Here is a 23,494-nt window from a genome sequence, read left to right as displayed (position 1 = left end):
ACATATTATGGTTGGTTAAAAGCTCTTAAAATCGATTTAGAGGCGATATAGAATTGCCATTCAGGTTTAGAAAGGTTATAATTATCTTAGAGACGGTTAAAAGGCGGGTGAAAAATTTGAATCAAACTTTGAAATTAACAGCTCCCTACATTACCTTAGGACAACTGTTAAAAAATGTGGATGTTGTTAGTTCTGGAGGACAAGCAAAATGGTACCTGAAAGATCATCAGGTTTTATTAAATGGTCAACCAGAACAACGACGCGGAAAGAAGCTTTATCCCGCTGATCGCATTCAAATTGCGGAAGTTGGAACAATTATACTGACAAAAGTTGAAACAGATCAGAAATAATGTATTTAAAAAAATTAAAACTAAAAGATTTCAGAAATTATTCACAAATCGAATTAAATTTTTCACCCGCAACGAACATTTTAATCGGTGAAAATGCCCAGGGAAAAACTAATCTCTTGGAGTCAATTTATGTTTTAGCAATGGCTCGGAGTCAGCGGACGAATAATGATCATGAATTGATGCGAATGGGTAAAGACTCAGCAATTATTCAAGGGAAGCTTGCGAACCGTTTAGGGACAACTAAATTGGAAATTGCTTTGAGTCCTAAAGGAAAAAAAGCAAAAGTTAATCAATTAGAGCAAGCCAAGCTTTCTCAATATATTGGGAAAATGAACGTGATTTTATTTGCCCCGGAGGATCTTTCGTTGGTTAAAGGGTCACCAATTGTCAGGCGAAAATTCATAGATATGGAATTTGGTCAGATCGATAGTCATTATTTATATGACCTTAGTCAATATAAAGCAATTTTGCGGCAACGCAATCGTTATTTAAAACAATTGCAACAAAAGAAAGTCAAAGATTTGTTACTGTTAGATGTATTTTCTGATCAATTAGCAGCTTTTGGAGCAGAATTAATCGTCAAACGAATCGATTTTCTAAAAGATTTAAGCAACTTTGCTAATCAATTGCAGCTTGAAATTACTCATCAACAGGAAAAATTAGTCTTAGAATATCTTTCAACAATCACTTTACCAGCAGCAAATGACAGTCCAGAGCAACTTTATCAACTCTTAAAAAGGCAGTATACAATACATCGTGATAAAGAAATATTTCAAGGAAATACCTTGTATGGTCCACATCGTGACGATTTTAAATTTATTGTGAATGAACAAAATGTTCAGCTTTACGGCTCACAAGGACAGCAACGAACGGCAGCTTTAGCCGTTAAATTAGCTGAAGTAGACCTTATGAAAAAACGAATTGGTGAGTATCCAATACTTTTATTAGATGATGTTTTATCAGAATTAGATGGTAACCGCCAGACTAACTTATTGCGGGCGTTTCAGCAAAAAGTCCAGATATTTTTAACAACCCCTAGTCTGAATGATATTACACGTCAATTGATCAAAGATCCAAAAATATTTAGGATTCAGCACGGACAAGTAGCGGTTGAACAAGAAAATCAGGGAGGAATGCAAGGTTGACAGACAAGGAAAAGCAAGCATTAGCAAAAGAGAAAAAGGCTCAGGAATATGATGCTAGTCAAATTCAAGTATTAGAAGGTTTGGAAGCTGTTAGAAAACGTCCAGGAATGTATATTGGCTCAACTAGTTCTCAGGGATTGCATCATTTAGTTTGGGAAATTATTGATAATGGGATCGACGAAGCCTTGGCGGGTTTTGCTGATGAAATTAATGTAACTGTTAAGCCAGACAACAGTATCATTGTTAAAGATAATGGACGTGGAATTCCAGTTGATATCCAAACTAAAACTGGTCGACCAGCATTGGAAACGGTTTTTACTATTTTACATGCTGGTGGTAAATTTGGCGGCGGTGGTTATAAAGTTTCCGGCGGCTTGCATGGAGTTGGAGCTTCAGTCGTAAATGCCTTGTCAACTGAACTCGATGTTAAAGTTAAGCGAAATGGTAAAATTTATGCAATGGACTTTAAACGTGGCAAGGTAAACCATGAAATGCAGATCATTGGAGCCTGTGGTGAACATGAACATGGAACAATTGTGCATTTCTTACCGGATCCAGATATTTTTACTGAAACTACGACTTATGATATCAATGTTTTGACAACCAGGATTCGAGAACTGGCTTTCTTAAATAAAGGCTTGCGGATCACGATTAAAGATTTGCGACCTGAAAAACCAACTCTGCAACAATTTCATTATGAAGGTGGAATTCGACATTATGTTGAGTTTCTAAATAAGAGCAAAGCAGCCTTGTTTCCAGAACCAATCTATGTTGAAGGTGAGCAAAATGGAATCACGGTTGAGGTTTCGTTACAATATACTAATGACTTTCATTCAAATTTACTGACTTTTGCCAATAACATTCATACCTATGAAGGTGGAACACATGAAGCTGGTTTTAAGACCGCTTTAACCCGTGTGATCAATGACTATGCTAAAAAAAACAAATTGCTCAAAGATTCAGATGACAATTTGTCTGGTGAAGATGTTCGTGAAGGCATGACAGCGGTTGTCAGCATTAAACATCCAGATCCACAATTTGAGGGGCAAACAAAAACTAAATTAGGAAACTCGGATGCAAGAACTGTCACGGATCACTTATTTTCAGAACACTTTTCTAAATTCATGCTTGAGAACCCAGCAGTTGCTAGAAAAATTGTTGATAAGGGAATTTTAGCTTCTAAAGCACGGGTGGCTGCTAAGCGAGCTCGTGAAGTTACTCGTAAGAAAAATGGCCTTGAAATTAGTAATTTGCCTGGGAAATTAGCTGATAACACCAGCAAGGACCCAAGTATTTCAGAATTATTCATCGTCGAGGGTGATTCTGCCGGTGGATCAGCTAAGCAAGGTCGTTCACGTTTGACTCAAGCAATCCTGCCAATTCGTGGGAAAATTTTAAATGTCGAAAAAGCAACTTTAGATCGAATTTTAGCTAATGAGGAAATCCGGTCTTTATTCACAGCATTAGGAACCGGTTTTGGCAATGACTTTGACATTGATAAGGCTAATTATCATAAATTGATCATTATGACTGATGCGGATGTTGATGGAGCACATATCAGGACTTTACTATTGACTTTGTTTTACCGTTTTATGCGGCCAATGATTGATCATGGTTATGTTTATATTGCTCAACCGCCTCTATATCAAGTGCGGCAAGGAAAAATGATTAAGTACATTGATACTGATGAGGAATTGGACGAAGTGGTTGGCCAATTGTCACCAGCCCCTAAGCCGGTTATTCAGCGTTATAAAGGTTTAGGTGAAATGGATGCTGAGCAGTTATGGGAAACAACGATGGATCCTGAAAAACGTCGCTTACTTCAAGTTGAACTCTCAGATGCAGAAGAAGCCAATGAAGTTTTTGAGATGTTGATGGGAGATAAAGTTGAACCACGACGAGAATTTATTGAAAAAAATGCAACCTTTGTTGAAAATTTGGATGTTTGATATTTCCTGGGAAATATCAAATTAGGTGAATAATTAATTTGGGAGGTAAAAAACTTGGTAGATTTGCCAAATCGAATTAAGCAAGCTGATTTGTCAGGAATTATGCGCAAATCATTCTTGGATTATGCGATGAGTGTCATCGTAGCGAGGGCATTACCAGATGTCAGAGATGGATTAAAACCAGTTCATCGCCGAATCTTGTACGGCATGAATGAGTTGGGAGTAACACCGGATAAACCGTACAAGAAATCTGCTAGGATCGTTGGGGATGTCATGGGAAAATTTCATCCACATGGCGACTCAGCGATTTATGAATCAATGGTTCGGATGGCACAAAATTTCAGTTATCGCTATATGTTGGTTGACGGTCACGGCAATTTTGGCTCAGTTGATGGCGACAGTGCAGCGGCTATGCGCTATACTGAAGCACGAATGAGTAAAATTGCAACTGAGATGTTGCGGGATATCAATAAGGATACAATTGATTTTGAGCCCAATTATGATGGTACTGAACGTGAACCAGTAGTTTTACCAGCCCGCTTTCCTAATTTACTAGTGAATGGAGCAACTGGAATTGCAGTTGGGATGACGACCAATATTCCGCCACATAATTTAACAGAGGTAATTTCTGGAATTCATATTTTGATGAAAAATCCAACTGCTACAATAGCTGACCTAATGGAAGTTATTAAGGGACCTGATTTTCCAACTGGTGGAATTGTAATGGGTAAATCAGGAATTCGTAAGGCTTACGAAACAGGAAAAGGAACTGTTATTTTAAGAGCCAAAGTCGAAATTGAGAGCCAAAAAAATGGTCGTGAACAGATTATTGTCCATGAACTGCCCTATATGGTAAATAAAGCTAATTTGATCAAACGAATTGCTGAACTAGCTCGTGAGAAAAAAATTGATGGAATTACTGATATTCATGATGAATCCGATCGTGAAGGGATGAGGATTTCAATTGATATTCGGCGAGATGTTAGCGCCTCGGTTGTTTTAAATAATCTTTATAAACTAACCTTAATGCAGACGACCTTTAATTTTAACATGTTGGCGATCGTTAATGGCACTCCACGAATCCTAAATATAAAACAAATTTTGCAATATTATTTAAAGCATCAAGAAGAAGTTATTCGGCGGCGAACAGCTTTTGATTTGCGTAAAGCACAAGCACGAGCTCATATTCTGGAGGGATTGAGAATTGCATTAGATCATATTGATGAAATTATCAATATTATTCGCAATTCTCAAAGTGGCGAAGTTGCAAAGTCGAAATTAATTGATAATTACAGTCTTTCTGATAAACAGGCTCAAGCCATTCTCGATATGCGTTTAGTACGGCTGACTGGCTTGGAGCGTGAAAAAATTGAAGATGAGTATCAGGATCTGTTAGTAAAGATTGCTGATTATCAAGATATTCTGGCTCATAATGAACGAATTGATAAAATTATTTATCAGGAGCTATTAGAAATCCAAGCTAAGTATGGTGATGAACGCCGGACTGAATTAATGGTCGGAGAAGTCTTAAGTATTGAAGACGAAGACTTGATTGAAGAAGAGGATGTAGTTGTTGTTTTGACGCATAATGGTTACATCAAGCGTTTGCCAATTAGTGAGTTCAAGGCTCAGCATCGAGGTGGCCGTGGCATTCAGGGAATGGGAGTCCATGATGATGATTTTATTGAACATCTAATTAGTACATCAACTCATGATGAATTATTGTTCTTTACGAATTTAGGAAAAGTGTACCGAATGAAAGGCTACGAGATACCTGAATACAGTCGAACAGCTAAAGGTATTCCAATTATCAATTTACTGGGAATTGAACCAAAAGAAAAAGTTCAAACAGTGATCAATGTTTCCCGGGAAATCAAGGTGAAAAAAAGTTTCCTTTTCTTCACGACAAAATACGGTGTTGTAAAACGAACATCAGTTGCTGAATTTTCAAATATTCGTAAGAATGGTTTAAAAGCAATTACGTTAAAAGATGATGATGAATTAATCCGTGTTTTAATCACTAACGATCAGCGTAAGCTAATCATTGGGACACATTTGGGCTATGCCGTTAGCTTTGCTGAAACAGCTGTTAGAGCAATGGGTCGCACAGCAAGTGGGGTTCGTGGAATCAGATTACGTGAAAATGATTATGTGGTTGGTGCAGCAATTCTTGATCCTGAGAGTAAAGTCTTTATTATCAGTGAAAAAGGTTACGGGAAGCAAACACCAGCAGCTGAGTATCCAATTAAAGGTCGCGGCGGCAAGGGAATCAAAACGGCTAATGTTACAGGAAAGAATGGGCCAATAGTTGGTTTAACAACGGTCAAAGGTGATGAGGACATTATGCTAATCACTGACAAAGGTGTAATGATCCGTTTTAATATTCAAAGCGTTTCAACCACGGGTCGAGCAACATTAGGGGTACATTTGATCAAAGTTGCAGCTGATGCGTCAGTTGCAACAATGGCAAAAGTAGCAGCAGAAGACGAAAATGAGGATTTACCAGCCACAGATGACAATGAAAACTAACAATTTGCAAAACTTTGCGTAATTAATAATAGCCGAATGTTAAACTGTGTCTTGCAAATTGAAGATTAAAATGTTAAAATCAGGGATTGTTAGTATCTAACTAGAAATAGCTTTAGATTACTTTCCTTGTTCTTAATAAAAGTTAAGGACCATTAGTCCATAAGGAGGTGCAAACAGTCGTGAAATATGAAATTACTTATATTATCAGCCCAGCAATTGATGAAGCTGCTAAAGCAGAATTAGTTGAAAAATTTGATAACGTTTTGAAAGATAATGGGGCTGAAGTAATCGATTCAAAAGACTGGTCTAAGCGTCGTTTTGCCTATGAAATCGGTGGCTTTACAGAAGGCATTTATCATATTGTTAATGTCAAAGCTCAAGATGCTAAAGCAATTGACGAATTTGATCGTCTTGCCAAGTTCAGTGATAGCATTCTGCGTCATATGATCGTTAAACGTGAAGCATAATGATTTATTTAAAAGGAGGAGCTGAACTTTGATTAATCGTGCAGTATTAGTTGGTCGATTGACTCGTGATCCTGATTTGAAATATACAGCAAGTGGGGTAGCAGTTGCAACCTTTACTTTAGCTGTTAATCGTCAGTTTACTAATCGTCAAGGAGAGCGAGAAGCAGATTTTATTAATTGTGTAATTTGGCGTAAGCCAGCTGAAAATTTTGCTAATTTTACGCATAAGGGTTCACTTATTGGTATTGATGGTCGGATCCAAACCCGATCTTATGAAAATCAACAAGGAACGAGAGTTTATGTTACTGAAATCGTAGTCGATAACTTTTCATTGTTGGAGTCTAAATCACAGTCTGAACAATATCGTCAACAACATACTGGCGATCAAAGCTTCAATCCTGCGGCAAATAGTTCTTCAAACGGAAATAATAATGGATTTACGGGCAGTCAAGCAACTAAAAGTCCAAATCCAAGTAATCAGAACCAGCAAGCAAAGAATAATTCGGGTGATCCATTTGCTGATAGCGGTCAACAAATCGATATTTCCGATGATGACTTGCCATTTTAATTGAATAAAAAGTTGAAGGAGGGAATTTGACTGATGGTACAACAACGCAGAGGTGGTCGGCGCCGTCGTAAGGTAGACTTTATTGCAGCCAACCATATTGAATATATTGACTATAAAGATACGGATTTGTTAAAACGGTTTGTTTCTGAACGCGGAAAGATTTTGCCACGTCGAGTAACTGGGACAAGTGCTAAGAATCAGCGTCGCTTGACGGTAGCTATCAAGCGTGCACGTGTGATGGGTTTACTGTCATTTGTAGCAGAAGATTAATTAAAAATGACTGATGTTAGGAATTATCGTGATCTATTAATTAGGTCCGTGTCCAGCATCAGTTGTTTTTTTGTTTATAAGTTTATTGAGAATTAAATTGTGTTAAAATAAATGCAAATAGCTTTTTTTACGAAGTTGAATTCAACTATTAAATGCATTTTCAATTGTGAGGAAGAAAATGAAACAATTATTCTCAAAAAGTTTTTGGCATTTGCCGGCATTTATGAAAAATAGTCAGTTACGATTGATTGCAATCTTTCTTTTAGGGTTGGCAATCGTCTGTGAAATCATGGCTTTTTTAGTAAATCCGATTTTAGGGGCTGTGTTGCTGATTTTGGTTTTTTTAACAATTGGTGCTTCTTTTTTAACTTTAAAAGAAATTACTGAGGATACCAATGAATATATTTCTGATCTTTCTTACCGAATAAAGCGCGGTGAACAAGAAGCGTTGATCAAAATGCCAATTGGTATTTTGTTTTTTAATGATCAGACTGAAGCAGAATGGATTAACCCCTATCTGCAAAAATATTTTGGCAAACGCGAAGTTTTAGGCAAAAAGCTAAAAGACATCGATCTGCAATTAGCTAAGCTGATTGAACAGCATTTTGATGAGAAAAAACCGGTTGAGGTCAAGTGGGGTGAACAATATTTTCAGCTATTGATTCAAAAGGAAATTCATGCGGCTTACTTAATGGATATTTCTCAATATGCTAAAATTGAACAGCATGATTTGGAAACCGATGCGGTTCTGGGCCAAATTTTTTTGGATAACTATGATGAGGTTACCCAATCGATGAATGACAAAGAGATTTCAGATTTAAGTAATTATGTGACTAATGAGTTAGCAAATTGGGCACGGAAGCATGAGATGTTTTTGAAACGGATCGATGATGATCATTTCTTTATCTTGGCATATTCCAAAGCTTTGCAACAACTTGAACAGGAAAAATTCCGAATTTTGGATCGGATTCGGGAGCGAACTTCAAAGCAGAACTTTCCATTAACTTTGAGTCTTGGAATTGCTTATGGTGATGATAATTTAGCACTTTTGGCACAAACTGCCCAAAGTAATTTGGATTTGGCTTTGGGCCGTGGTGGTGATCAGGTAGTTGTTAAATCACCTGATGGACAAGCTAGATTTTATGGTGGCAAGACTAATCCGATGGAAAAAAGAACACGAGTCAGGGCAAGAATGATTTCTCAAGCTTTGCAGGAATTGATCAATCAAGCTGATCAAGTTTTTGTGATGGGTCATCAACGTTCTGATATGGATTCAATGGGAGCTTGTTTAGGAATCAGGAGAATCAGCAAGATGAATCATAAGGATTGCTGGATTATTATGGATCAAGCAACACCGCATTCAGATATTTTGCGTTTGATGCAAGAATTAGAACAGTACCCGGAAATTAAGGGGAGCATTATTACTTCAGCTGAAGCAATCGAAAAAGCTAATCCGCAAAGTTTGTTGATCATGGTGGACCATTCAAAGCCATCAATTTCAATTAGTACAGAGCTCTATCAAAAAATGGCTGATCGGGTGATGGTGATCGATCATCATCGACGTGGGGAAGAGTTTCCTGAAAACCCAGTATTGGTCTATATTGAACCATATGCATCGTCAACGTGTGAGTTGATTACTGAAATGTTGGAATATCAATCACGTGATAGTGAACCAATCAATAAAATTGAAGCGACAGCAATGTTAACGGGAATTATTATTGATACTAAGTCATTTTCACTGCGAACAGGCACACGGACTTTTGATGCGGCCAGTTATTTGCGTTCTGTAGGTGCTGACTTGACGATGACACATCATTTTATGAAAGAAAACGTCCAGAGTTTTATGCAGCGGAATCATTTGATCGATCGGTTAGAGTTTTTAGGTGATCGATTAGCGTTATGCGCTGGTGAGCCTGATCGAATTTATGATCCAGTCACGGCAGCTCAAGCAGCTGATGCTTTGCTGAATATTAGTGGTGTAGAGGCATCTTTTGTGATTACTAAACGTCAAGATGAAAAAATAGGAATTTCAGCGCGTAGCAATGGCAAAGAGAATGTTCAAGTCATCATGGAGGAATTAGGCGGTGGCGGTCATTTATCAAATGCAGCGACTCAGCTAACAGACATGACCGTTGCTCAAGCACGAGAACAATTATTAAAAGTTTTAAAAAAAGATCAAAAATAAGAGGATGACGATCCTTACAGGGAGGAATTATTCGATGAAAGTAATTTTTTTGCAGGATGTTAGAGGTAAAGGAAAACGGGGAGAAGTTAAGGAACTTTCTGGTGGATTTGCTAATTTTTTAATCAAAGCTAATAAGGTAAAACCAGCAACTGCTCAAGCTATGAGTCAATTAAAGGGTCAAAAACGAGCCGAAGAAAAACGAGATGCTGAGGAATTAGCCACAGCAAAGAAAATTAAAGAAGCACTTGAATCCGGTGAAATGGTTGTTGAATTACAGGCTAAAGCAGGGACTGACGGCCGTTTGTTTGGCTCAATCACCAGCAAGCAAGTTGCTCAAGCTTTGGAAAAACAGCATGGCTTGAAAGTTGACAAACGAAAAATGGAATTGAATGAGCCAATTCGATCACTGGGATATACTAATGTGCCAGCACGATTACATCCTAGAGTAACTGCTAAAATTAGAGTTCACGTTGCGGAGAAAAAATAGGGACATTTTTAGGCAGAATTAATTTGAAAGGTGATTTAAATGGCTAAAGATCTGTCAATGGATCGACTACCTCCACAAAATATTGAAGCTGAACAGGCCGTTCTAGGGTCTGCTTTTTTAAGTGCTGACGCTTTAATTGAAGCAATGCAATATGTACAAGCCGACGACTTTTACCGGCGTTCACATCAAATTATCTTTCAAACTATGATGGATTTAAATGATCAAGATAAGGCAATCGATGTCATAACGGTTAATAACCAGCTGACAGAACAAAACTTATTGGATGATGTTGGCGGTGTTAGCTATATTGCAGAACTAGCAGCGGCAGTTCCAACGGCTGCTAATGTCGGTTATTATGCCAAGATAGTCAAAGAAAAAGCTATCTTGCGGCGACTAATTGCAACTGCAACTAATATTGTTACTCAGGCTTATAATGAAGATGAAAACGTTGATGATTTGTTAGATGATGCTGAACGACAAGTTATGGACGTTTCTGAGCAAAAAAATAATAGCGGATTTCGACCAATCAAAGATGTTTTAACGGTAGCAATTAATGATGCCGAACGACTTTATCAACAAAAAGAAGATATCACGGGTTTGCCGACTGGTTATCACGATTTAGATAAAATGACAGCTGGGTTGCAACCAGATAATTTGATCATTATTGCAGCACGTCCTGCAGTCGGTAAAACGGCTTTTGCTTTGAATATTGCACAAAATGTTGGCACTAAAACAGATGAGACAGTTGCTATTTTTTCTTTGGAAATGAGTGCAGAGTCCTTAGTTAATCGGATGTTATGTGCGGAGGGGAGCGTTAATGCTAATCATTTGCGGACTGGTCAACTTAGTCCAGATGAATGGAAGAATTTAATTGTGGCAATGGGTTCTTTATCACAGACTTCAATTTTTATTGATGATACGCCTGGGATCAAGATGTCAGAAATTCGTGCTAAATGTCGACGACTAGCCAAGGATCAAAAAAATTTGGGGTTGATCGTAGTTGATTATTTACAATTGATCGAAGGTACTAATAAGGAAAATCGCCAGCAAGAAGTTTCAGAGATTTCACGACAATTAAAAAAATTAGCCAAAGAGTTATCAGTACCCGTAATTGCGTTGTCTCAGTTGTCACGTGGCGTTGAACAGCGGCAAGATAAGCGACCAGTTTTATCGGATATTCGTGAGTCTGGTTCGATTGAACAAGATGCGGATATTGTCGCCTTTTTGTATCGGGATGATTATTATGACCGGAATAATGATGATCAAGCTCCTAAAAAGGATGATGAAACCCAAGATGTTGGTGAAGTTGAAGTCATTATTGAAAAAAATCGTTCTGGTCCTCGGGGAACAGTCAAATTATTATTCGTAAAATCGTACAATAAATTTTCATCAATTGCCTATGTGCCAGAGAACAAATAAAAAGCAGGGACGACCATTATTGAAATGTTTATGGTTATTAAGCAAAACATTCAATAAGAGTTGGTAACTGTTTTTTTTACTGCATGATTATAGTTCGTAATTTTTTCTTTCTAATTATAGAAAAAATATTAATATTCGGAATTTACTTGAACTTTGCTAGTTTGATTGTTACAATTATCGAGGTTGGTAGATTTTTAAAAGCTAGGCAAATTAATAATGAGGTGAAGTTAATGTCATCAGTTGTAGTTGTTGGCAGCCAGTGGGGCGATGAAGGAAAAGGCAAAATTACTGATTTTTTGAGTCAAAATGCTGAAGTAATTGCCCGTTATTCAGGTGGAGATAATGCAGGACATACAATCGTTTTTAATGGTGAGACATTTAAATTAAGATTGATTCCATCGGGCATTTTTTATCATGATAAGCTATGTGTTATCGGAAATGGCGTTGTCCTGAATCCAAAGTCCTTAGTTGAAGAGTTGGAATATCTTAATAAACGTGGAGTTTCAACTGACAATTTAAGAATCTCTGATCGAGCGCATGTCATTTTGCCTTATCATATCTTGTTTGATGGACTTCAAGAGAAAGCTAAGAAAGAAAACAAAATCGGAACCACCAATAAAGGTATCGGGCCAGCTTACATGGATAAAGCGGAGCGAATTGGGATCCGTGTTGCTGATTTATTGGATAAAGAAATTTTTGAGGATAAGTTAAGCAGGAATCTTGAAGAAAAGAATCGAGAATTGGTTGGTTTTTATAATCATGCACCACTAAAATTTGAGGACATTTTTGAACCATATTATAATTATGGACAAAGATTCAAGGATTATGTTACTGATACTTCAGTTGTTTTAAATGATGCTCTTGATAGCGGCAAACGCGTTTTGTTTGAAGGAGCGCAGGGAGTAATGCTAGATATCGATCAAGGAACTTATCCGTTTGTGACGTCTTCTAATCCAGTAGCAGGTGGAGTTACGATTGGAAGTGGCGTTGGACCCTCGAAGATCAACAAGGTAGTGGGGGTTTGCAAGGCATATACTTCACGAGTTGGGGATGGACCATTTCCAACAGAGTTAAATAATGCAACTGGTGATTTTATCCGTGAAGCAGGTCATGAATATGGAACGGTTACTCATCGGCCACGACGGATCGGCTGGTTTGATAGTGTAGTTTTACGTCATGCTAAACGGGTTTCAGGGATAACTAATTTGTGTTTGAATTGCGTTGATGTTTTGACAGATTTAGACGAGATTAAGATCTGTGTAGCTTATGATTTAAATGGTAAACGGATCTATCATTATCCGGCGAGTCTTAAGCAACTGAGTCAATGCACACCAATTTATGAAACTTTGCCTGGTTGGAAAGAAGACATTACGCATTGCAAACGTTTAGAAGATTTGCCGCAAAATGCTCGTGATTATATCCATCGAATTCAAGAATTAGTCGGAGTAAAAATCTCAACCTTCTCTGTTGGTCCAGATCGAAAGCAGACTAATGTGCTAGATAATGTTTGGGCACAGGTTTAAAGAAGTGAATAAGAACTTTTTGATTTTTAATTGAAACGATAATAAAAAAGCGATGGAAAAACTTTTCCCGTCGCTTTTTTGTCAAGGTTAAAAATCAATTTGTATTTTGATTGTAATCAAAAAGTTTTATTTATTTGTTTTTCTAGAACAGCACTGGATCTTTCGCGATACTCAGCAAATTAAGGCTAAAAATAACCTCGTTTTTTTGTTCAAAGCGGTATAAAATAAACACTGCATGTTAAATAATTACGAAGGAGTGATAACAATGGCTTTTTCAAAAGAAACCAAGCAAGTAGTTGAAACGGTTATGAAGCAGCGAGCTTGTTCGTATGAAGAAGCAATTGCTTATTTAATCGCGATACTTAATAAACAAGAAACATATTAGTTGATTTTGAGCTGCGGATTTAGCTCCTGATTAGCGGCAATCCGCTGTAGATTAAACTTTTTCCGTGTAGGATATGTCTGACAGACAGCAATTTCTTCGATAGTTTCCGGTTTTATTGCCGGTAACTGACAATTTTTATTTAATGCAACGAAGGTTAAAAAAGCAGTAGCACCTAGAAATGGTTTACCATGACTAGCAGGATAACCAATTAGTTTTGCAAATATCTCTAATGAACGTGTTCCAACACCACTTACATAACTAATGATGCGAAATGAATCTTTTAACTTAAAAGGTGCAATAAAATTAAACTGATCAATCGAAGCGGTGACTAATTGTTGTTGGGCAAACTTGGTTGCAGAAATAGAAGCTGTCCCATCAAGAGTCTCCAGTAATTTTCCTCCGTAGACGGTATTATGTTCATTTAAATCACCATTTAAAACCAGATGATCGGTAATAGCTATGGTTTGTTGGCAAGTAATGTAAGTAAGCAGAATGAATCCTCTCCTTAAAAATTGAAATGTTATCTATTATTTTGGGACTTTTAGTGATTTTTTTCAAGCCGGACAACTAAGAGCAAAAAACAATTGACAGTTTGTCAGCTAAATGCTATGCTCAATATAATTTAATTTAGAAAAGCGGAATGCCATATTAAGTAGTCTTGCTAGCTGGGCGTCAGGAAGTTGGTGGTTGCTGCGAACCAATCAGGTTAGTTTGATGAAATACCATGGCAGAGTTTCAATATGAACGGCTAACACAACGTTATGGTGTTAATGAGTGAAAACTGGCTTAGGTCGGTTTTAATTTGGGTGGTACCACGAATAATTCGTCCCTATCGTATTTTATTACGATGGGGATTTTTTTTATTTTGAAGAACAGAAAGGAATTATTTTATGAAAAAAGCAGGAGGACTTCTTCGATATCAAAAGCAAGTTGTTTATTTTAAATAACAATTGTTTTGGGCGAAAGGGAGCTACAATATGGAAAAGAAGATAAAAATCAGTGTGTTTGAAGCAAGTATTATACTAATTATTGTTTTGGCAATTATGGGGATCGGTGTAATAGGAGTTGGACTATCTCCGCAAGTGCCAGTTATGTTGGCGATGAGCTTTGTGATCTTGTGGTCAAAGCTAAGAGGATTTGACTGGTTGAATGTTAATGTGGGAATAAAAGATGGTATTGAAAAAGGGATTGTTCCAATTTTTATTTTTATCCTAATTGGCGCAATGATCAGTACGTGGATTGCAGCTGGTACAATTCCATCTTTAATGGTTATTGGTTTCAAAATAATTAGTGTTCGCTGGTTTTTGCCATCAGTTTTTATTGTTTGTACCTTAGTTGGCAGCGCAGTCGGTAGTGCATTTACTGTCGCTTCAACCGTTGGAATTGCTTTTATGGGTATGGGGATTACGATGGGATTGAATCCGGCAATGGTTGCGGGTGCAATTATTTCTGGGGCAATTTTTGGCGATAAGCTTTCACCATTATCTGAAACTAATAATTTAGCGGCTGCAGTTGTTGATACAGATTTATTTCAGCATATCAAGGATCTATTATGGACAATGGGCCCAGCTGGAATTGTCACCTTGATTTTGTTTGTCCTTTTGGGGCATGATGATGCTCGAAGCAGTTTGACCAAAATTAATCAAACGGTTCAAGTTTTACAAAATAATTTTAATATTTCCTTTTGGGTTTTATTGTCGATTATTTTAGTTTTTGTTTGTGCAGGTTTTAAAATGCCTGCAATTCCAACTATGTTGTTGAATATTTTGGTAACGAGTGCCATTATTTTGATTCAGCAGCCGGCTTTGACGATGAATAAATTAGCAACCATTATTACAAATGGTTATGTTGCTAAAACAAACAGTTCAACGGTTAATACACTGCTTTCACGTGGAGGAATTGTTAGCATGATGCCAACAGTAGCATTGATTGTATTAACTTTATCACTGGGAGGCTTATTAGTTAAATTTAAATTGATTTCTGCTTTGATGGTACCACTGAACCAACATTTGGATAGCAGTTTAAAACTGGTTGCAGCCGGTTTAGCGGCTTGTTTAGGAATTAATATTTTTGTTGGTGAACAGTTCTTGTCGATCATTTTACCAGGCAGAGCATTTAAAACTGCTTTCAACCAGGGGGGACTTTCAAATGATGCATTAGGACGAGTGCTTGAAGAAGGGGGAACAGTTATTAATTACCTGGTACCATGGGGAGTTGGTGGAGTCTTTTTAGCCAATACGCTTGGGGTAGCGACGATCAATTACTTACCATTTGTTTTCTTCAGCCTACTTTGTCCGGTGTTTTCACTATTAAGTGCAATTAGTGGAATTGGTTTATTAACAAGTAATAAATCAGCTGTATTGTCAGATTAAAAAAACATGAAACCAAAAGAGATTGAACTGTTTAATTAACAGTCCAATCTCTTTTTTGTTTCATGTGAAACAATGGATTAAACAACTTATCAGAAAACAAAAAAATAAGAGTCAATTGACTCTTATTATATTCTAACTGCTCAGGCAGGGTTCGAACCTGCGACCTCTTGATTAACAGTCAATTATTCTACCACTGAACTACTGAGCAATAACTTATCGACATATAATATTAAACCATAAATTCGATAAGTTGTAAATACTTTTTTTTACAAATATTAAAAAATCATGACTGATATAAAGTTAATTCTAAGAACTAATGAAGTTTATTAATCAAATTCTTCATATTCATTAGGATCTTGTCCATCGATGCGACCAGCTGCTTTTTCTAAAGAATTGATTTTTGAAATTTCATCGTTGGTTAGTTTGAAATCAAAGATATCAAGATTTTGTCGTTGATGGATTAAACTGCTTGATTTAGGGATTGGAAGAATACCTCTTTGATTATGCCAGCGTAAGATAATTTGAGCAGGACTTTTTTGATATTTTTCAGCTAAATCAACAATAACCTGTTCATTAAGAGCCGCGTTTCCACGCCCAAGCGGACTCCACGCTTCAGTGATAATTCCAAGTTTTTGATCAGCTTGCAGCATGCGTTTTTGTACCCAATAAGGATGTACTTCAATTTGATTAACTGCTGGAACAACACCGGTTTCTTTAATTATCCGATTTAAATGCTGAGGTTCAAAATTGGAAACTCCAATTGAACGAATCAAACCTAACTTTTGGGCCTCAATCATTGCTTTCCATGCTTCAGGATATAAGTCACGTTTAGGTAATGGCCAATGAATCAAATACAGATCAAAGTAGGTTAATCCCATTCGACAAAGTGATTCTTGAATGCTGTCCAGTGTATCATTAAAATGATGATACTTACCTGGTAATTTTGTAGTGACAAAAAATTCAGCTCGTGGAATACCGGAACGTCGAATTGCTTCACCTACAATGCCTTCACTGTCATAATTGGTTGATGTATCAAGCAAACGGTAGCCATCTTGAATTGCCGATAATATTTGGTCAATTCCTTGACCACCGCGAATTTGATAGGTGCCTAACCCGATTGCTGGAATATAGTGACCATCATTAAGCAAAAGACTTGGAATTTTCATGTAATTAACCTCCAAATTTATTAGACCTTGTATGATCAGTTTATGACTAAACTAGTTTTTTGCAAAATGTTTTGTTTTTCTAAGTTACAAAGAAACTAACTTGAAACAACATCGTCACTATAATTGGGAAAGTTATTTTTTAGCAGTGGCCGCAAGGATGGCAAAAACAAGCCAAATTTTTGGTTTACAAAACAAACATATGTTCGTATAATTGCTTTGGGTGGAATAAAATGAAAATCAGACAAATTACTGAAGCAGAAGCAGAATTCTTTTTTAAAAATTATTATCAAGATAGGGGTATGTTGAAGTGGCAAGGTTTTTTCTTGAGTGATCATACTCAGGCACTTAAAAAAGCAACTAATCAACAAGCTCCAAATTATCTTCCAAAACAAAAACCGGGAGCTATAGCTGATATTTTAAAATCTAGCTGGCTAGCAAAAAGAAAAATTTTGGTTCAGCTTGATCAATATCAAACCAAGGGAAAAGGAATAATCGAGTATGTTGGTATAGTTAAAGGATACAATGAAAATAGCATAATTTTAGATAATGGCACTCTTCAAGTGAGTGTTGATTTTGATGATATTAGGGGATGCAAAATAATTTAATCGAAAACAGTGTCAGATACTTGTTTATGCTAATGCTGTGGAAATGACTGAAACTGCATTAATAAGTTAACTTCATGGTTGTTGCACTTGAGTTGCCAAGTAGGAACTTTTTTAATGCTTATACTTCCATTAAAAAACTGCTACTCAATTTTGAGTAACAGCCACTCACTGTCAGAAGATATTTTTGATTCTCTTTTATTATTATTTATTAGAAATAGACGAACATATATATAAAAAAACCAGCAATAAAAGTGATTCTAACACTCATTATTACTGGTTAGTAAACCTCTGATGGGTGGCCAGGGGATCGAACCCTGGACCCACGGATTAAGAGTCCGTTGCTCTGCCAGCTGAGCTAGCCACCCAAATAGATCATATCAACAAGAAATATATTAACATAAATGGATGCCTTTTAGCAATAGCAAATTTATAAATCTTTTATTGAACGATTTAAAAAGCTGGAAAAGCAAATTAATTAATAAAAAGTATTTTAAAATTAATTCATTAAATGAGTAGCATCAAAAACTTTTTTGGCTAAGAAATATAAGATTGGAACACAAATTGCTGTTGAAATCGAATTAATCACTGTTGCTGGCAAGCTTATAAAAGCGGCAACTAAAGCAGTTTTAAAAGCTGTTCCAACCATTAAGGCTTCAACAATTGAAACACAATAGGAAGTTACAATCTTTGTTGCTCCAGCAGCAACTGAAATAACAATTATGTGCTTTTTAGAATCTTGGTAGTGAAAAATATGATAAATTCCTTCAATTACCATAGCAACGACTAATACTTCCAGCATTGTTAACCAAGAAGTTGCAGCGTAGCCATTTAAAATATCAAAACCTCCTAAACCAATGATTCCAGCAAGCGCGCCATTTCGAAAACCGAGAAACAAAATAGCTAAGGCAGTCAGTGTGTTTCCAAAATGAATAAAAGGTCGGCCAACCATAGCTGGAATTGGAATTCGCAAAATAAAAATGCCTAAATAAATAATTGCAGCAAATAAGCCGGTTAGAATAATGCTTCTTAATGAATTTGGTTCTTTTCTCATAGATTACTTTCCCCCTTTAAACTCTAATTGTTTTAATAATACGGGTAGTTGCGAAGAATAATCAAGCCCAAATCGCTGGTCGAACGTTTTTTTTATTTCAAACGCACTGATGTTTTTTAAAATAAAATTCATTGAAAGCTTTACGGCTGTTAGTAAATCATAATGATGAATTAGATAAGCTAATAGCAAGCTTGCAAATAAGTCACCTGTGCCAAAAAAGTTTCCTGGCTTTTTAGTGGCAGTGACTTGCCATATTTCCCGGGAAAAGTTTTCAAGTCCTAAAACGGCAATTTGATTTTTTAATGTAACTCCAGTTAAAACAATTGCCGTAGTTGGAAAAACATTTTTTAAGTCTCTAAGTAAATTTTGAGCTGCAGTTAAGGTGATTGAACCATTAGTTGGAGTTTGACCAAGTAATAACTCTGCTTCGGTTACATTAGGAGTCAGTAAATTTGCTTGACTAGCAAGTTTCCGAATTTGAGATACATAATTTAAATCAAAACCACGGTATAATTGACCATTATCTGCCATCACGGGATCTAATAAAATAAACGAATTCTTGGTACTGATCAAAGGCAGACAATTTAAAATTATTTTTGCTGGTTGTCTGCCTAAGTAACCTAATAAAACATTGGAAAAAGTCAAAGGAATTGTTTGCCAATGCTGAATTATTTTAACCATTTCATTGCTGAGGTCTAAGTAAGTATTATTACCAAAACCGCCGGTATGAGTTGATAGTAATGCAGTAGGTAAAACCGTTGGTTGACATCCAGCTGCACCTAAAATTGGCAGAGCACTAGTGAGTGAAACCTGGCCTGCGCAAGAAAGATCTTCTACAATTAAAGCATTCAGTTCCATTGAATAGGATCACCTCCTTTTGTTATGAGTATAAGCTATTATAGCATGATTGACTTTTTTAACCGGTTTTGCTTTGGGTTTTAGATAGGTTATAATATAAAATGTAATCCTTTTTATAATAGAGAAAGTCAATTATCCGTAACAATTTTTGCTGATTTAACAGCAACGTAAAAACTCTTTTAAATTAAAAGAGTCAGGGAGGAATCTTTTTAATGAAGAAAATTTTAGTTGTCGATGACGAGAAACCAATTTCTGATATTGTTAAATTTAATCTTACTAAAGAAGGATTTGATGTTTATACAGCATATGATGGACAAGAGGCATTAGATCAAGTAGAAAAAGTCAAACCAGATTTAATTTTACTAGATTTAATGCTACCTAAAATTGACGGTTTGGAAGTAGCTCGTCAAGTTCGTAAAAAGTATGATATGCCAATCATCATGGTCACAGCAAAAGATGCTGAGATTGATAAAGTTTTAGGCTTGGAATTAGGTGCGGATGATTATGTTACTAAGCCTTTTTCTAATCGCGAATTAGTAGCCAGAGTTAAAGCAAACTTGCGGCGTCAATCAACAGTTGCTGCTAATGCACAGCAAGAAGAAAAAGAAAACAACGATGTTAAAATTGGTGATTTAACGATCCATCCAGAAGCATATACCGTTTCTAAACGTGACCAGAAAATTGAACTAACTCATCGTGAGTTTGAATTATTGTATTATTTAGCTCGGCATATTGGACAAGTAATGACGCGAGAACATCTTTTACAAACAGTTTGGGGATATGATTACTTTGGTGATGTCCGAACTGTCGATGTTACCGTGAGAAGATTACGGGAAAAAATTGAGGACAACCCAAGTCGGCCAGTTTGGCTAGTTACACGACGCGGAGTAGGTTATTATTTGCGTAATCCGGAAGAAGATTAATTGCAAAATTGTCAGCAAAAGTATGAGGCTTGGTTTTCATGAATAAAAAATTACATTTCTTTCAGTCAATCCATTTTAAAATTGCTTTAGTTTTTGCTTTGCTGTTGTTAATAACCTTTCAAATTGTTGGTGCTTATTTTTTACAGCAGTTGAAGCGCGAAGATATAAAAACTTTTAAACAACAAACTGAGTTATCAAGCTATGTAGACAATTCGTTGATTCATAATTTAACTAAAAGCAATATTCAAGAAGCAGACGATAATATTCGTGATCTGCTGGAAGATACTAATAACTCGAATATAACTGAAATCCAAGTAGTTGATACTAAAGGGACAGTCCGTGGAGACAGCGATGTCAATAATCAAGATCTAGTGGGACAAAAAGCGACCGATAGTGACATTAAACAAGTCTTATATAACGCTAAGACATATACTAAATTAACTTATGATCGGTCTGATAACAAACGATACTATGTGTCAATCACACCATTATTTAGTGCTGGAGGCAATACTAATACTTTAGTTGGGGCAGTGTATTTAAGAGCTAGTTTGGAGCCGGTATATTCGGCACTTAATAAGGTCACAACAATTTTTGTGACGGCTTCTTTGATTGCGACAGGATTAGGAATGATTTTAGCAATTTTGATTTCAAGTGCGATTACTAAGCCAATTGATGAGATGAAAAAACAAACGTCTAGAATTGCTCGTGGCGATTATTCCGGACAGGTACAGATTTATGGTCAGGATGAATTAGGACAATTAGCACAGGCTGTTAATAACTTATCAATTCGAGTTGAGGAAGCACAGGAAGCATCGGAAGCTGAACGTCGATGCTTAGATAGTGTTTTGTCACATATGTCAGATGGAGTAATTGCCACTGATCGCCGTGGTAATGTGATTATCATGAATGAAACTGCTTCAGAGGATCTGGACATTGATGCTAATATTGCTGAAGGACAGTCGATCTTAGATATTTTAAATATTCGTGGTCGTTATACTTTACGTGATCTGCTTGAGAACCAAGATGAAATTGTGATTGATTTATCTGATGAAAATCATGAACAAATTTTGAATGCCTATTTTTCATTGATTCAACGTGAATCGGGTTTTATCAGTGGTTTGGTCTGTGTGCTGCATGATGTTACTGAACAACAGCGGATCGACCGTGACCGTCGTGAATTTGTTTCTAATGTATCTCATGAATTAAGAACACCTTTAACTAGTGTTAGAAGTTATATTGAAGCACTGAATGATGGTGCTTGGAAGGATTCTCAAGTAGCACCCAAGTTTTTAAAGGTTACTCAAGATGAAACAGATCGGATGATTCGAATGATCAATGATTTGCTGAGTTTGTCACGAATGGATTCTGGAACAGCTAAGTTAGAGTTAGAATTAGTTAATTTAAATGAATTGTATAATTATATTTTAGATCGTTTTGATATGATGCTAAAAAATCAACAACATAATAAAAAGATTAAAAAATACTCAATCAAACGTGACTTTACACGACGTGAACTATGGGTTGAGATTGATACAGATAAGTTTATGCAAGTTATCGATAATATAATGAATAATGCCATTAAATATTCTCCTGACGGCGGTGTGATCACCTGTCGGTTGCTAGAGACGCATAGTCAAGTGATTTTAAGTATCTCAGATCAGGGACTAGGGATTCCTAAAAAGGATATTGCTCATATTTTTGACCGCTTTTTCCGGGTCGATAAGGCAAGATCACGTGCCCAAGGCGGAACTGGTTTAGGACTGGCAATTTCTAAAGAAGTAATCGAAATGCTAGGTGGTAAGATTTGGGTCGAAAGTATTGAAAGTAAAGGCTCGACCTTTTATATTTCCTTGCCATACGAAGAATATGAGGAGGATTTGTGGGATGAAGGTTAATAATTGGTTATTACACCTTGGTTTAATAATTACGGTTGCCATCAGTTTGGTACTTCCAGCAATTATTTGGTTCAATCCGGCAACATTTCAACGTGACTCTAAATCTTCGACGGCAACTGGGGATCAATTAACAACTAAAACTAATAAAAAACTTGGGGACATTTATTTACCAACCCAAGTCGTTCAAAATAAAGAGAATGTTTCTTATCAATTATCAAGTAGTAAAGTAGATTTAGTTCAGAAAATGCGACAACAAATCAAGCGTTGGACACCAACTTCTATTTCACAACAAAGTTTCAAAACGGATAATGACTATCAAGCATTGTTAGATCAGAATAATGCACTTGCATTAAATTATGGGTCAGCAGTCAATATTAACTTATTTAATCAGGCTTTTGGTCAAAAAATCAAAAAGTTTAGAACAGCTAAATATAATCGAATTTTAGTTTTACTGGGAAATAAACGTTGGATTTATTTGATGAACGATCAAAAAAGGCAGGTATACTTAATAAAGTTTAAATCAGCTTCAATCCAAAAATTTATGACTAATTTGACTTCAACAAGCCTGTTACAGTTGCCAGTTGATTATGTACTGCAAAATGGTCAATATCAATTAAGTTATAATCAAACTGTCAAATTGCCAAGTTACAGTTATTTGATCAATAAAGCTAGTGCGAGCTCCTTAGTACCGCAACTTTTAGGATCCAATAATCAATCAACGATCACGACAAAAGCTCAAAAAAATGAAACGATTTATGCTGATGGTGAGGATAATCGAATGCGATTCAATAATCAAACCGGCGAAATCAAATTTTCAAGCTATTCGAAGGAAAACTATTATGATGGTTCACAACGCTTGCATGTAAAACGTCTAAGTTATAATAGTCGTTTAAGACAAAGTTTTTTGCGGATCAGTTCTCTTAGCAACTATTTAGATAATGTTCGATTCGCAGCTTATGACCCAACCGACAGTGAAGTTATTTTTCGCAGTTTTGTTGCAGGTTTCCCAATCATGACTAAAAATAGTTACGGTACCTTTAAAATTCAAATTACGAATTTTAGTGGTCAAAAATATATATTTTCAATTTATAGTTTGCAAGCCCAGGTTCCTTCGAGTGGACAGCAAGTAACATTGCCTGCGACTGACCAAATTTATCGACAACTGTTACAGGCGGGACTGACAGCCAATAAAATTCAACAAATTGAGATTGGCTATCAATGGCAGACTAATCATTCTTCAAAATTAGTTGTCGATTTAGTCCCCACATATTTTGTTAAATATAATGGGCAATGGAACAGTTATCAAGGTTGGATTTCTGCCCAGACGCAAACATCACAGCAATAAGG

At 36.3% G+C, this 23,494-nt stretch carries 20 protein-coding genes and 2 tRNA genes; 16 read left to right on the top strand and 6 right to left on the bottom strand.

Going from position 1 to position 23,494, the window contains the following annotated elements; translation table 11 throughout:
- Positions 1–116: 116 nt before the first annotated feature.
- From yaaA to KH893_RS06810, 11 genes are all read left to right on the top strand, one after another.
- Entirely contained in the window at positions 117–350 is a 234-nt protein-coding gene (gene yaaA / locus KH893_RS06860; protein ID WP_281165412.1) for a S4 domain-containing protein YaaA, read from the top strand.
- Positions 350–1,495 (top strand): DNA replication/repair protein RecF, encoded by a 1,146-nt coding sequence (gene recF, locus KH893_RS06855; RefSeq protein ID WP_281165411.1) that lies wholly within the window; start codon positions 350–352, stop codon positions 1,493–1,495. The genes yaaA and recF overlap by 1 nt, the downstream gene beginning before the upstream one ends.
- Positions 1,492–3,444, top strand: a complete 1,953-nt coding sequence (gyrB, locus tag KH893_RS06850) for a DNA topoisomerase (ATP-hydrolyzing) subunit B (protein WP_281165410.1) — start codon at positions 1,492–1,494, stop codon at positions 3,442–3,444. The genes recF and gyrB overlap by 4 nt, the downstream gene beginning before the upstream one ends.
- A 54-nt stretch (positions 3,445–3,498) precedes the next feature.
- On the top strand, positions 3,499–5,973 hold the full coding sequence (gene gyrA / locus KH893_RS06845; RefSeq protein WP_281165409.1) for a DNA gyrase subunit A: 2,475 nt from the start codon (positions 3,499–3,501) through the stop codon (positions 5,971–5,973).
- 179 nt (positions 5,974–6,152) lie between these two features.
- On the top strand, positions 6,153–6,440 hold the full coding sequence (gene rpsF / locus KH893_RS06840) for a 30S ribosomal protein S6 (protein WP_034991708.1): 288 nt from the start codon (positions 6,153–6,155) through the stop codon (positions 6,438–6,440).
- 28 nt (positions 6,441–6,468) lie between these two features.
- Positions 6,469–7,008, top strand: a complete 540-nt coding sequence (ssb, locus tag KH893_RS06835; protein WP_281165408.1) for a single-stranded DNA-binding protein — start codon at positions 6,469–6,471, stop codon at positions 7,006–7,008.
- Between the two features lie 33 nt (positions 7,009–7,041).
- A complete protein-coding gene (rpsR, locus tag KH893_RS06830) occupies positions 7,042–7,278 on the top strand; it encodes a 30S ribosomal protein S18 (protein WP_281165407.1) in 237 nt (78 codons plus the stop codon).
- 178 nt (positions 7,279–7,456) lie between these two features.
- Positions 7,457–9,463, top strand: coding sequence for a DHH family phosphoesterase (locus KH893_RS06825; RefSeq protein WP_281165406.1), 2,007 nt, complete (start codon positions 7,457–7,459; stop codon positions 9,461–9,463).
- Positions 9,464–9,497: 34 nt separating this feature from the next.
- Positions 9,498–9,950: a 50S ribosomal protein L9 gene (gene rplI, locus KH893_RS06820; protein ID WP_281165405.1), complete on the top strand. Its 453-nt coding sequence runs from the start codon at positions 9,498–9,500 to the stop codon at positions 9,948–9,950.
- A gap of 39 nt (positions 9,951–9,989) precedes the next feature.
- On the top strand, positions 9,990–11,369 hold the full coding sequence (dnaB, locus tag KH893_RS06815) for a replicative DNA helicase (protein WP_281165404.1): 1,380 nt from the start codon (positions 9,990–9,992) through the stop codon (positions 11,367–11,369).
- 230 nt (positions 11,370–11,599) lie between these two features.
- Positions 11,600–12,892: an adenylosuccinate synthase gene (locus KH893_RS06810; protein ID WP_281165403.1), complete on the top strand. Its 1,293-nt coding sequence runs from the start codon at positions 11,600–11,602 to the stop codon at positions 12,890–12,892.
- A gap of 381 nt (positions 12,893–13,273) precedes the next feature.
- Here the strand turns inward: KH893_RS06810 and KH893_RS06805 are convergent, their stop codons facing one another.
- On the bottom strand, positions 13,274–13,720 hold the full coding sequence (locus tag KH893_RS06805) for an acyl-CoA thioesterase (RefSeq protein WP_345803727.1): 447 nt from the start codon (positions 13,718–13,720) through the stop codon (positions 13,274–13,276).
- Positions 13,721–14,254: 534 nt separating this feature from the next.
- On the opposite strand from KH893_RS06805, the gene nhaC reads away from it, so the two are divergent.
- Positions 14,255–15,649, top strand: coding sequence for a Na+/H+ antiporter NhaC (nhaC, locus tag KH893_RS06800; RefSeq protein ID WP_281165402.1), 1,395 nt, complete (start codon positions 14,255–14,257; stop codon positions 15,647–15,649).
- A gap of 136 nt (positions 15,650–15,785) precedes the next feature.
- Here nhaC and KH893_RS06795 read toward each other — a convergent pair.
- A tRNA-Asn gene (locus tag KH893_RS06795) sits at positions 15,786–15,857 on the bottom strand.
- A gap of 118 nt (positions 15,858–15,975) precedes the next feature.
- The gene (locus tag KH893_RS06790; protein WP_281165401.1) at positions 15,976–16,815 is read right to left on the bottom strand and encodes an aldo/keto reductase; all 840 of its coding nucleotides are present in this window, start codon (positions 16,813–16,815) and stop codon (positions 15,976–15,978) included.
- 230 nt (positions 16,816–17,045) lie between these two features.
- Here KH893_RS06790 and KH893_RS06785 point away from each other — a divergent pair, with 230 nt between their 5' ends.
- Entirely contained in the window at positions 17,046–17,420 is a 375-nt protein-coding gene (locus tag KH893_RS06785) for a hypothetical protein (protein ID WP_281165400.1), read from the top strand.
- A 292-nt stretch (positions 17,421–17,712) separates the two neighbouring features.
- Here the strand turns inward: KH893_RS06785 and KH893_RS06780 are convergent.
- The 3 genes from KH893_RS06780 to KH893_RS06770 all read right to left on the bottom strand — a co-directional run bounded on the left by KH893_RS06780 (position 17,713) and on the right by KH893_RS06770 (position 19,329).
- Positions 17,713–17,785: transfer RNA gene (locus KH893_RS06780), tRNA-Lys, on the bottom strand.
- 131 nt (positions 17,786–17,916) lie between these two features.
- Positions 17,917–18,471 (bottom strand): ECF transporter S component, encoded by a 555-nt coding sequence (locus KH893_RS06775; protein WP_281165399.1) that lies wholly within the window; start codon positions 18,469–18,471, stop codon positions 17,917–17,919.
- Positions 18,472–18,474: 3 nt separating this feature from the next.
- Positions 18,475–19,329, bottom strand: a complete 855-nt coding sequence (locus tag KH893_RS06770; RefSeq protein WP_281165398.1) for a pyridoxamine kinase — start codon at positions 19,327–19,329, stop codon at positions 18,475–18,477.
- Between the two features lie 212 nt (positions 19,330–19,541).
- On the opposite strand from KH893_RS06770, the gene yycF reads away from it, so the two are divergent.
- Genes yycF through KH893_RS06755 form a run of 3 tightly spaced genes read left to right on the top strand, consistent with a single transcriptional unit; the run spans position 19,542 to position 23,492 of the window.
- Entirely contained in the window at positions 19,542–20,252 is a 711-nt protein-coding gene (gene yycF, locus KH893_RS06765; protein WP_281165397.1) for a response regulator YycF, read from the top strand.
- A 38-nt stretch (positions 20,253–20,290) separates the two neighbouring features.
- Positions 20,291–22,147, top strand: a complete 1,857-nt coding sequence (gene walK / locus KH893_RS06760; RefSeq protein WP_281165396.1) for a cell wall metabolism sensor histidine kinase WalK — start codon at positions 20,291–20,293, stop codon at positions 22,145–22,147.
- Positions 22,137–23,492, top strand: a complete 1,356-nt coding sequence (locus KH893_RS06755; protein WP_281165395.1) for a YycH family regulatory protein — start codon at positions 22,137–22,139, stop codon at positions 23,490–23,492. Before walK ends, KH893_RS06755 begins: the two co-directional genes overlap by 11 nt.
- Positions 23,493–23,494 lie beyond the last annotated feature (2 nt).

Source organism: Liquorilactobacillus sicerae (assembly GCF_029916425.1).
Taxonomy (GTDB): Bacteria; Bacillota; Bacilli; order Lactobacillales; family Lactobacillaceae; genus Liquorilactobacillus; species Liquorilactobacillus sicerae.
This window is presented reverse-complemented; position numbering and strand designations above follow the sequence as displayed.

Excerpts from the sequence above, each read along its gene's own strand:
- rpsR (WP_281165407.1), top strand. The coding sequence starts at position 7,042 with ATGGTACAACAACGCAGAGGTGGTCGGCGCCGTCGTAAGGTAGACTTT.
- rplI (WP_281165405.1), top strand. The coding sequence starts at position 9,498 with ATGAAAGTAATTTTTTTGCAGGATGTTAGAGGTAAAGGAAAACGGGGA.
- KH893_RS06755 (WP_281165395.1), top strand. The coding sequence starts at position 22,137 with ATGAAGGTTAATAATTGGTTATTACACCTTGGTTTAATAATTACGGTT.
- nhaC (WP_281165402.1), top strand. The coding sequence starts at position 14,255 with ATGGAAAAGAAGATAAAAATCAGTGTGTTTGAAGCAAGTATTATACTA.
- walK (WP_281165396.1), top strand. The coding sequence starts at position 20,291 with ATGAATAAAAAATTACATTTCTTTCAGTCAATCCATTTTAAAATTGCT.
- yycF (WP_281165397.1), top strand. The coding sequence starts at position 19,542 with ATGAAGAAAATTTTAGTTGTCGATGACGAGAAACCAATTTCTGATATT.
- KH893_RS06790 (WP_281165401.1), bottom strand. The coding sequence starts at position 16,815 with ATGAAAATTCCAAGTCTTTTGCTTAATGATGGTCACTATATTCCAGCA.
- KH893_RS06825 (WP_281165406.1), top strand. The coding sequence starts at position 7,457 with ATGAAACAATTATTCTCAAAAAGTTTTTGGCATTTGCCGGCATTTATG.
- KH893_RS06785 (WP_281165400.1), top strand. The coding sequence starts at position 17,046 with ATGAAAATCAGACAAATTACTGAAGCAGAAGCAGAATTCTTTTTTAAA.
- KH893_RS06775 (WP_281165399.1), bottom strand. The coding sequence starts at position 18,471 with ATGAGAAAAGAACCAAATTCATTAAGAAGCATTATTCTAACCGGCTTA.
- KH893_RS06770 (WP_281165398.1), bottom strand. The coding sequence starts at position 19,329 with ATGGAACTGAATGCTTTAATTGTAGAAGATCTTTCTTGCGCAGGCCAG.
- recF (WP_281165411.1), top strand. The coding sequence starts at position 350 with ATGTATTTAAAAAAATTAAAACTAAAAGATTTCAGAAATTATTCACAA.
- dnaB (WP_281165404.1), top strand. The coding sequence starts at position 9,990 with ATGGCTAAAGATCTGTCAATGGATCGACTACCTCCACAAAATATTGAA.
- KH893_RS06810 (WP_281165403.1), top strand. The coding sequence starts at position 11,600 with ATGTCATCAGTTGTAGTTGTTGGCAGCCAGTGGGGCGATGAAGGAAAA.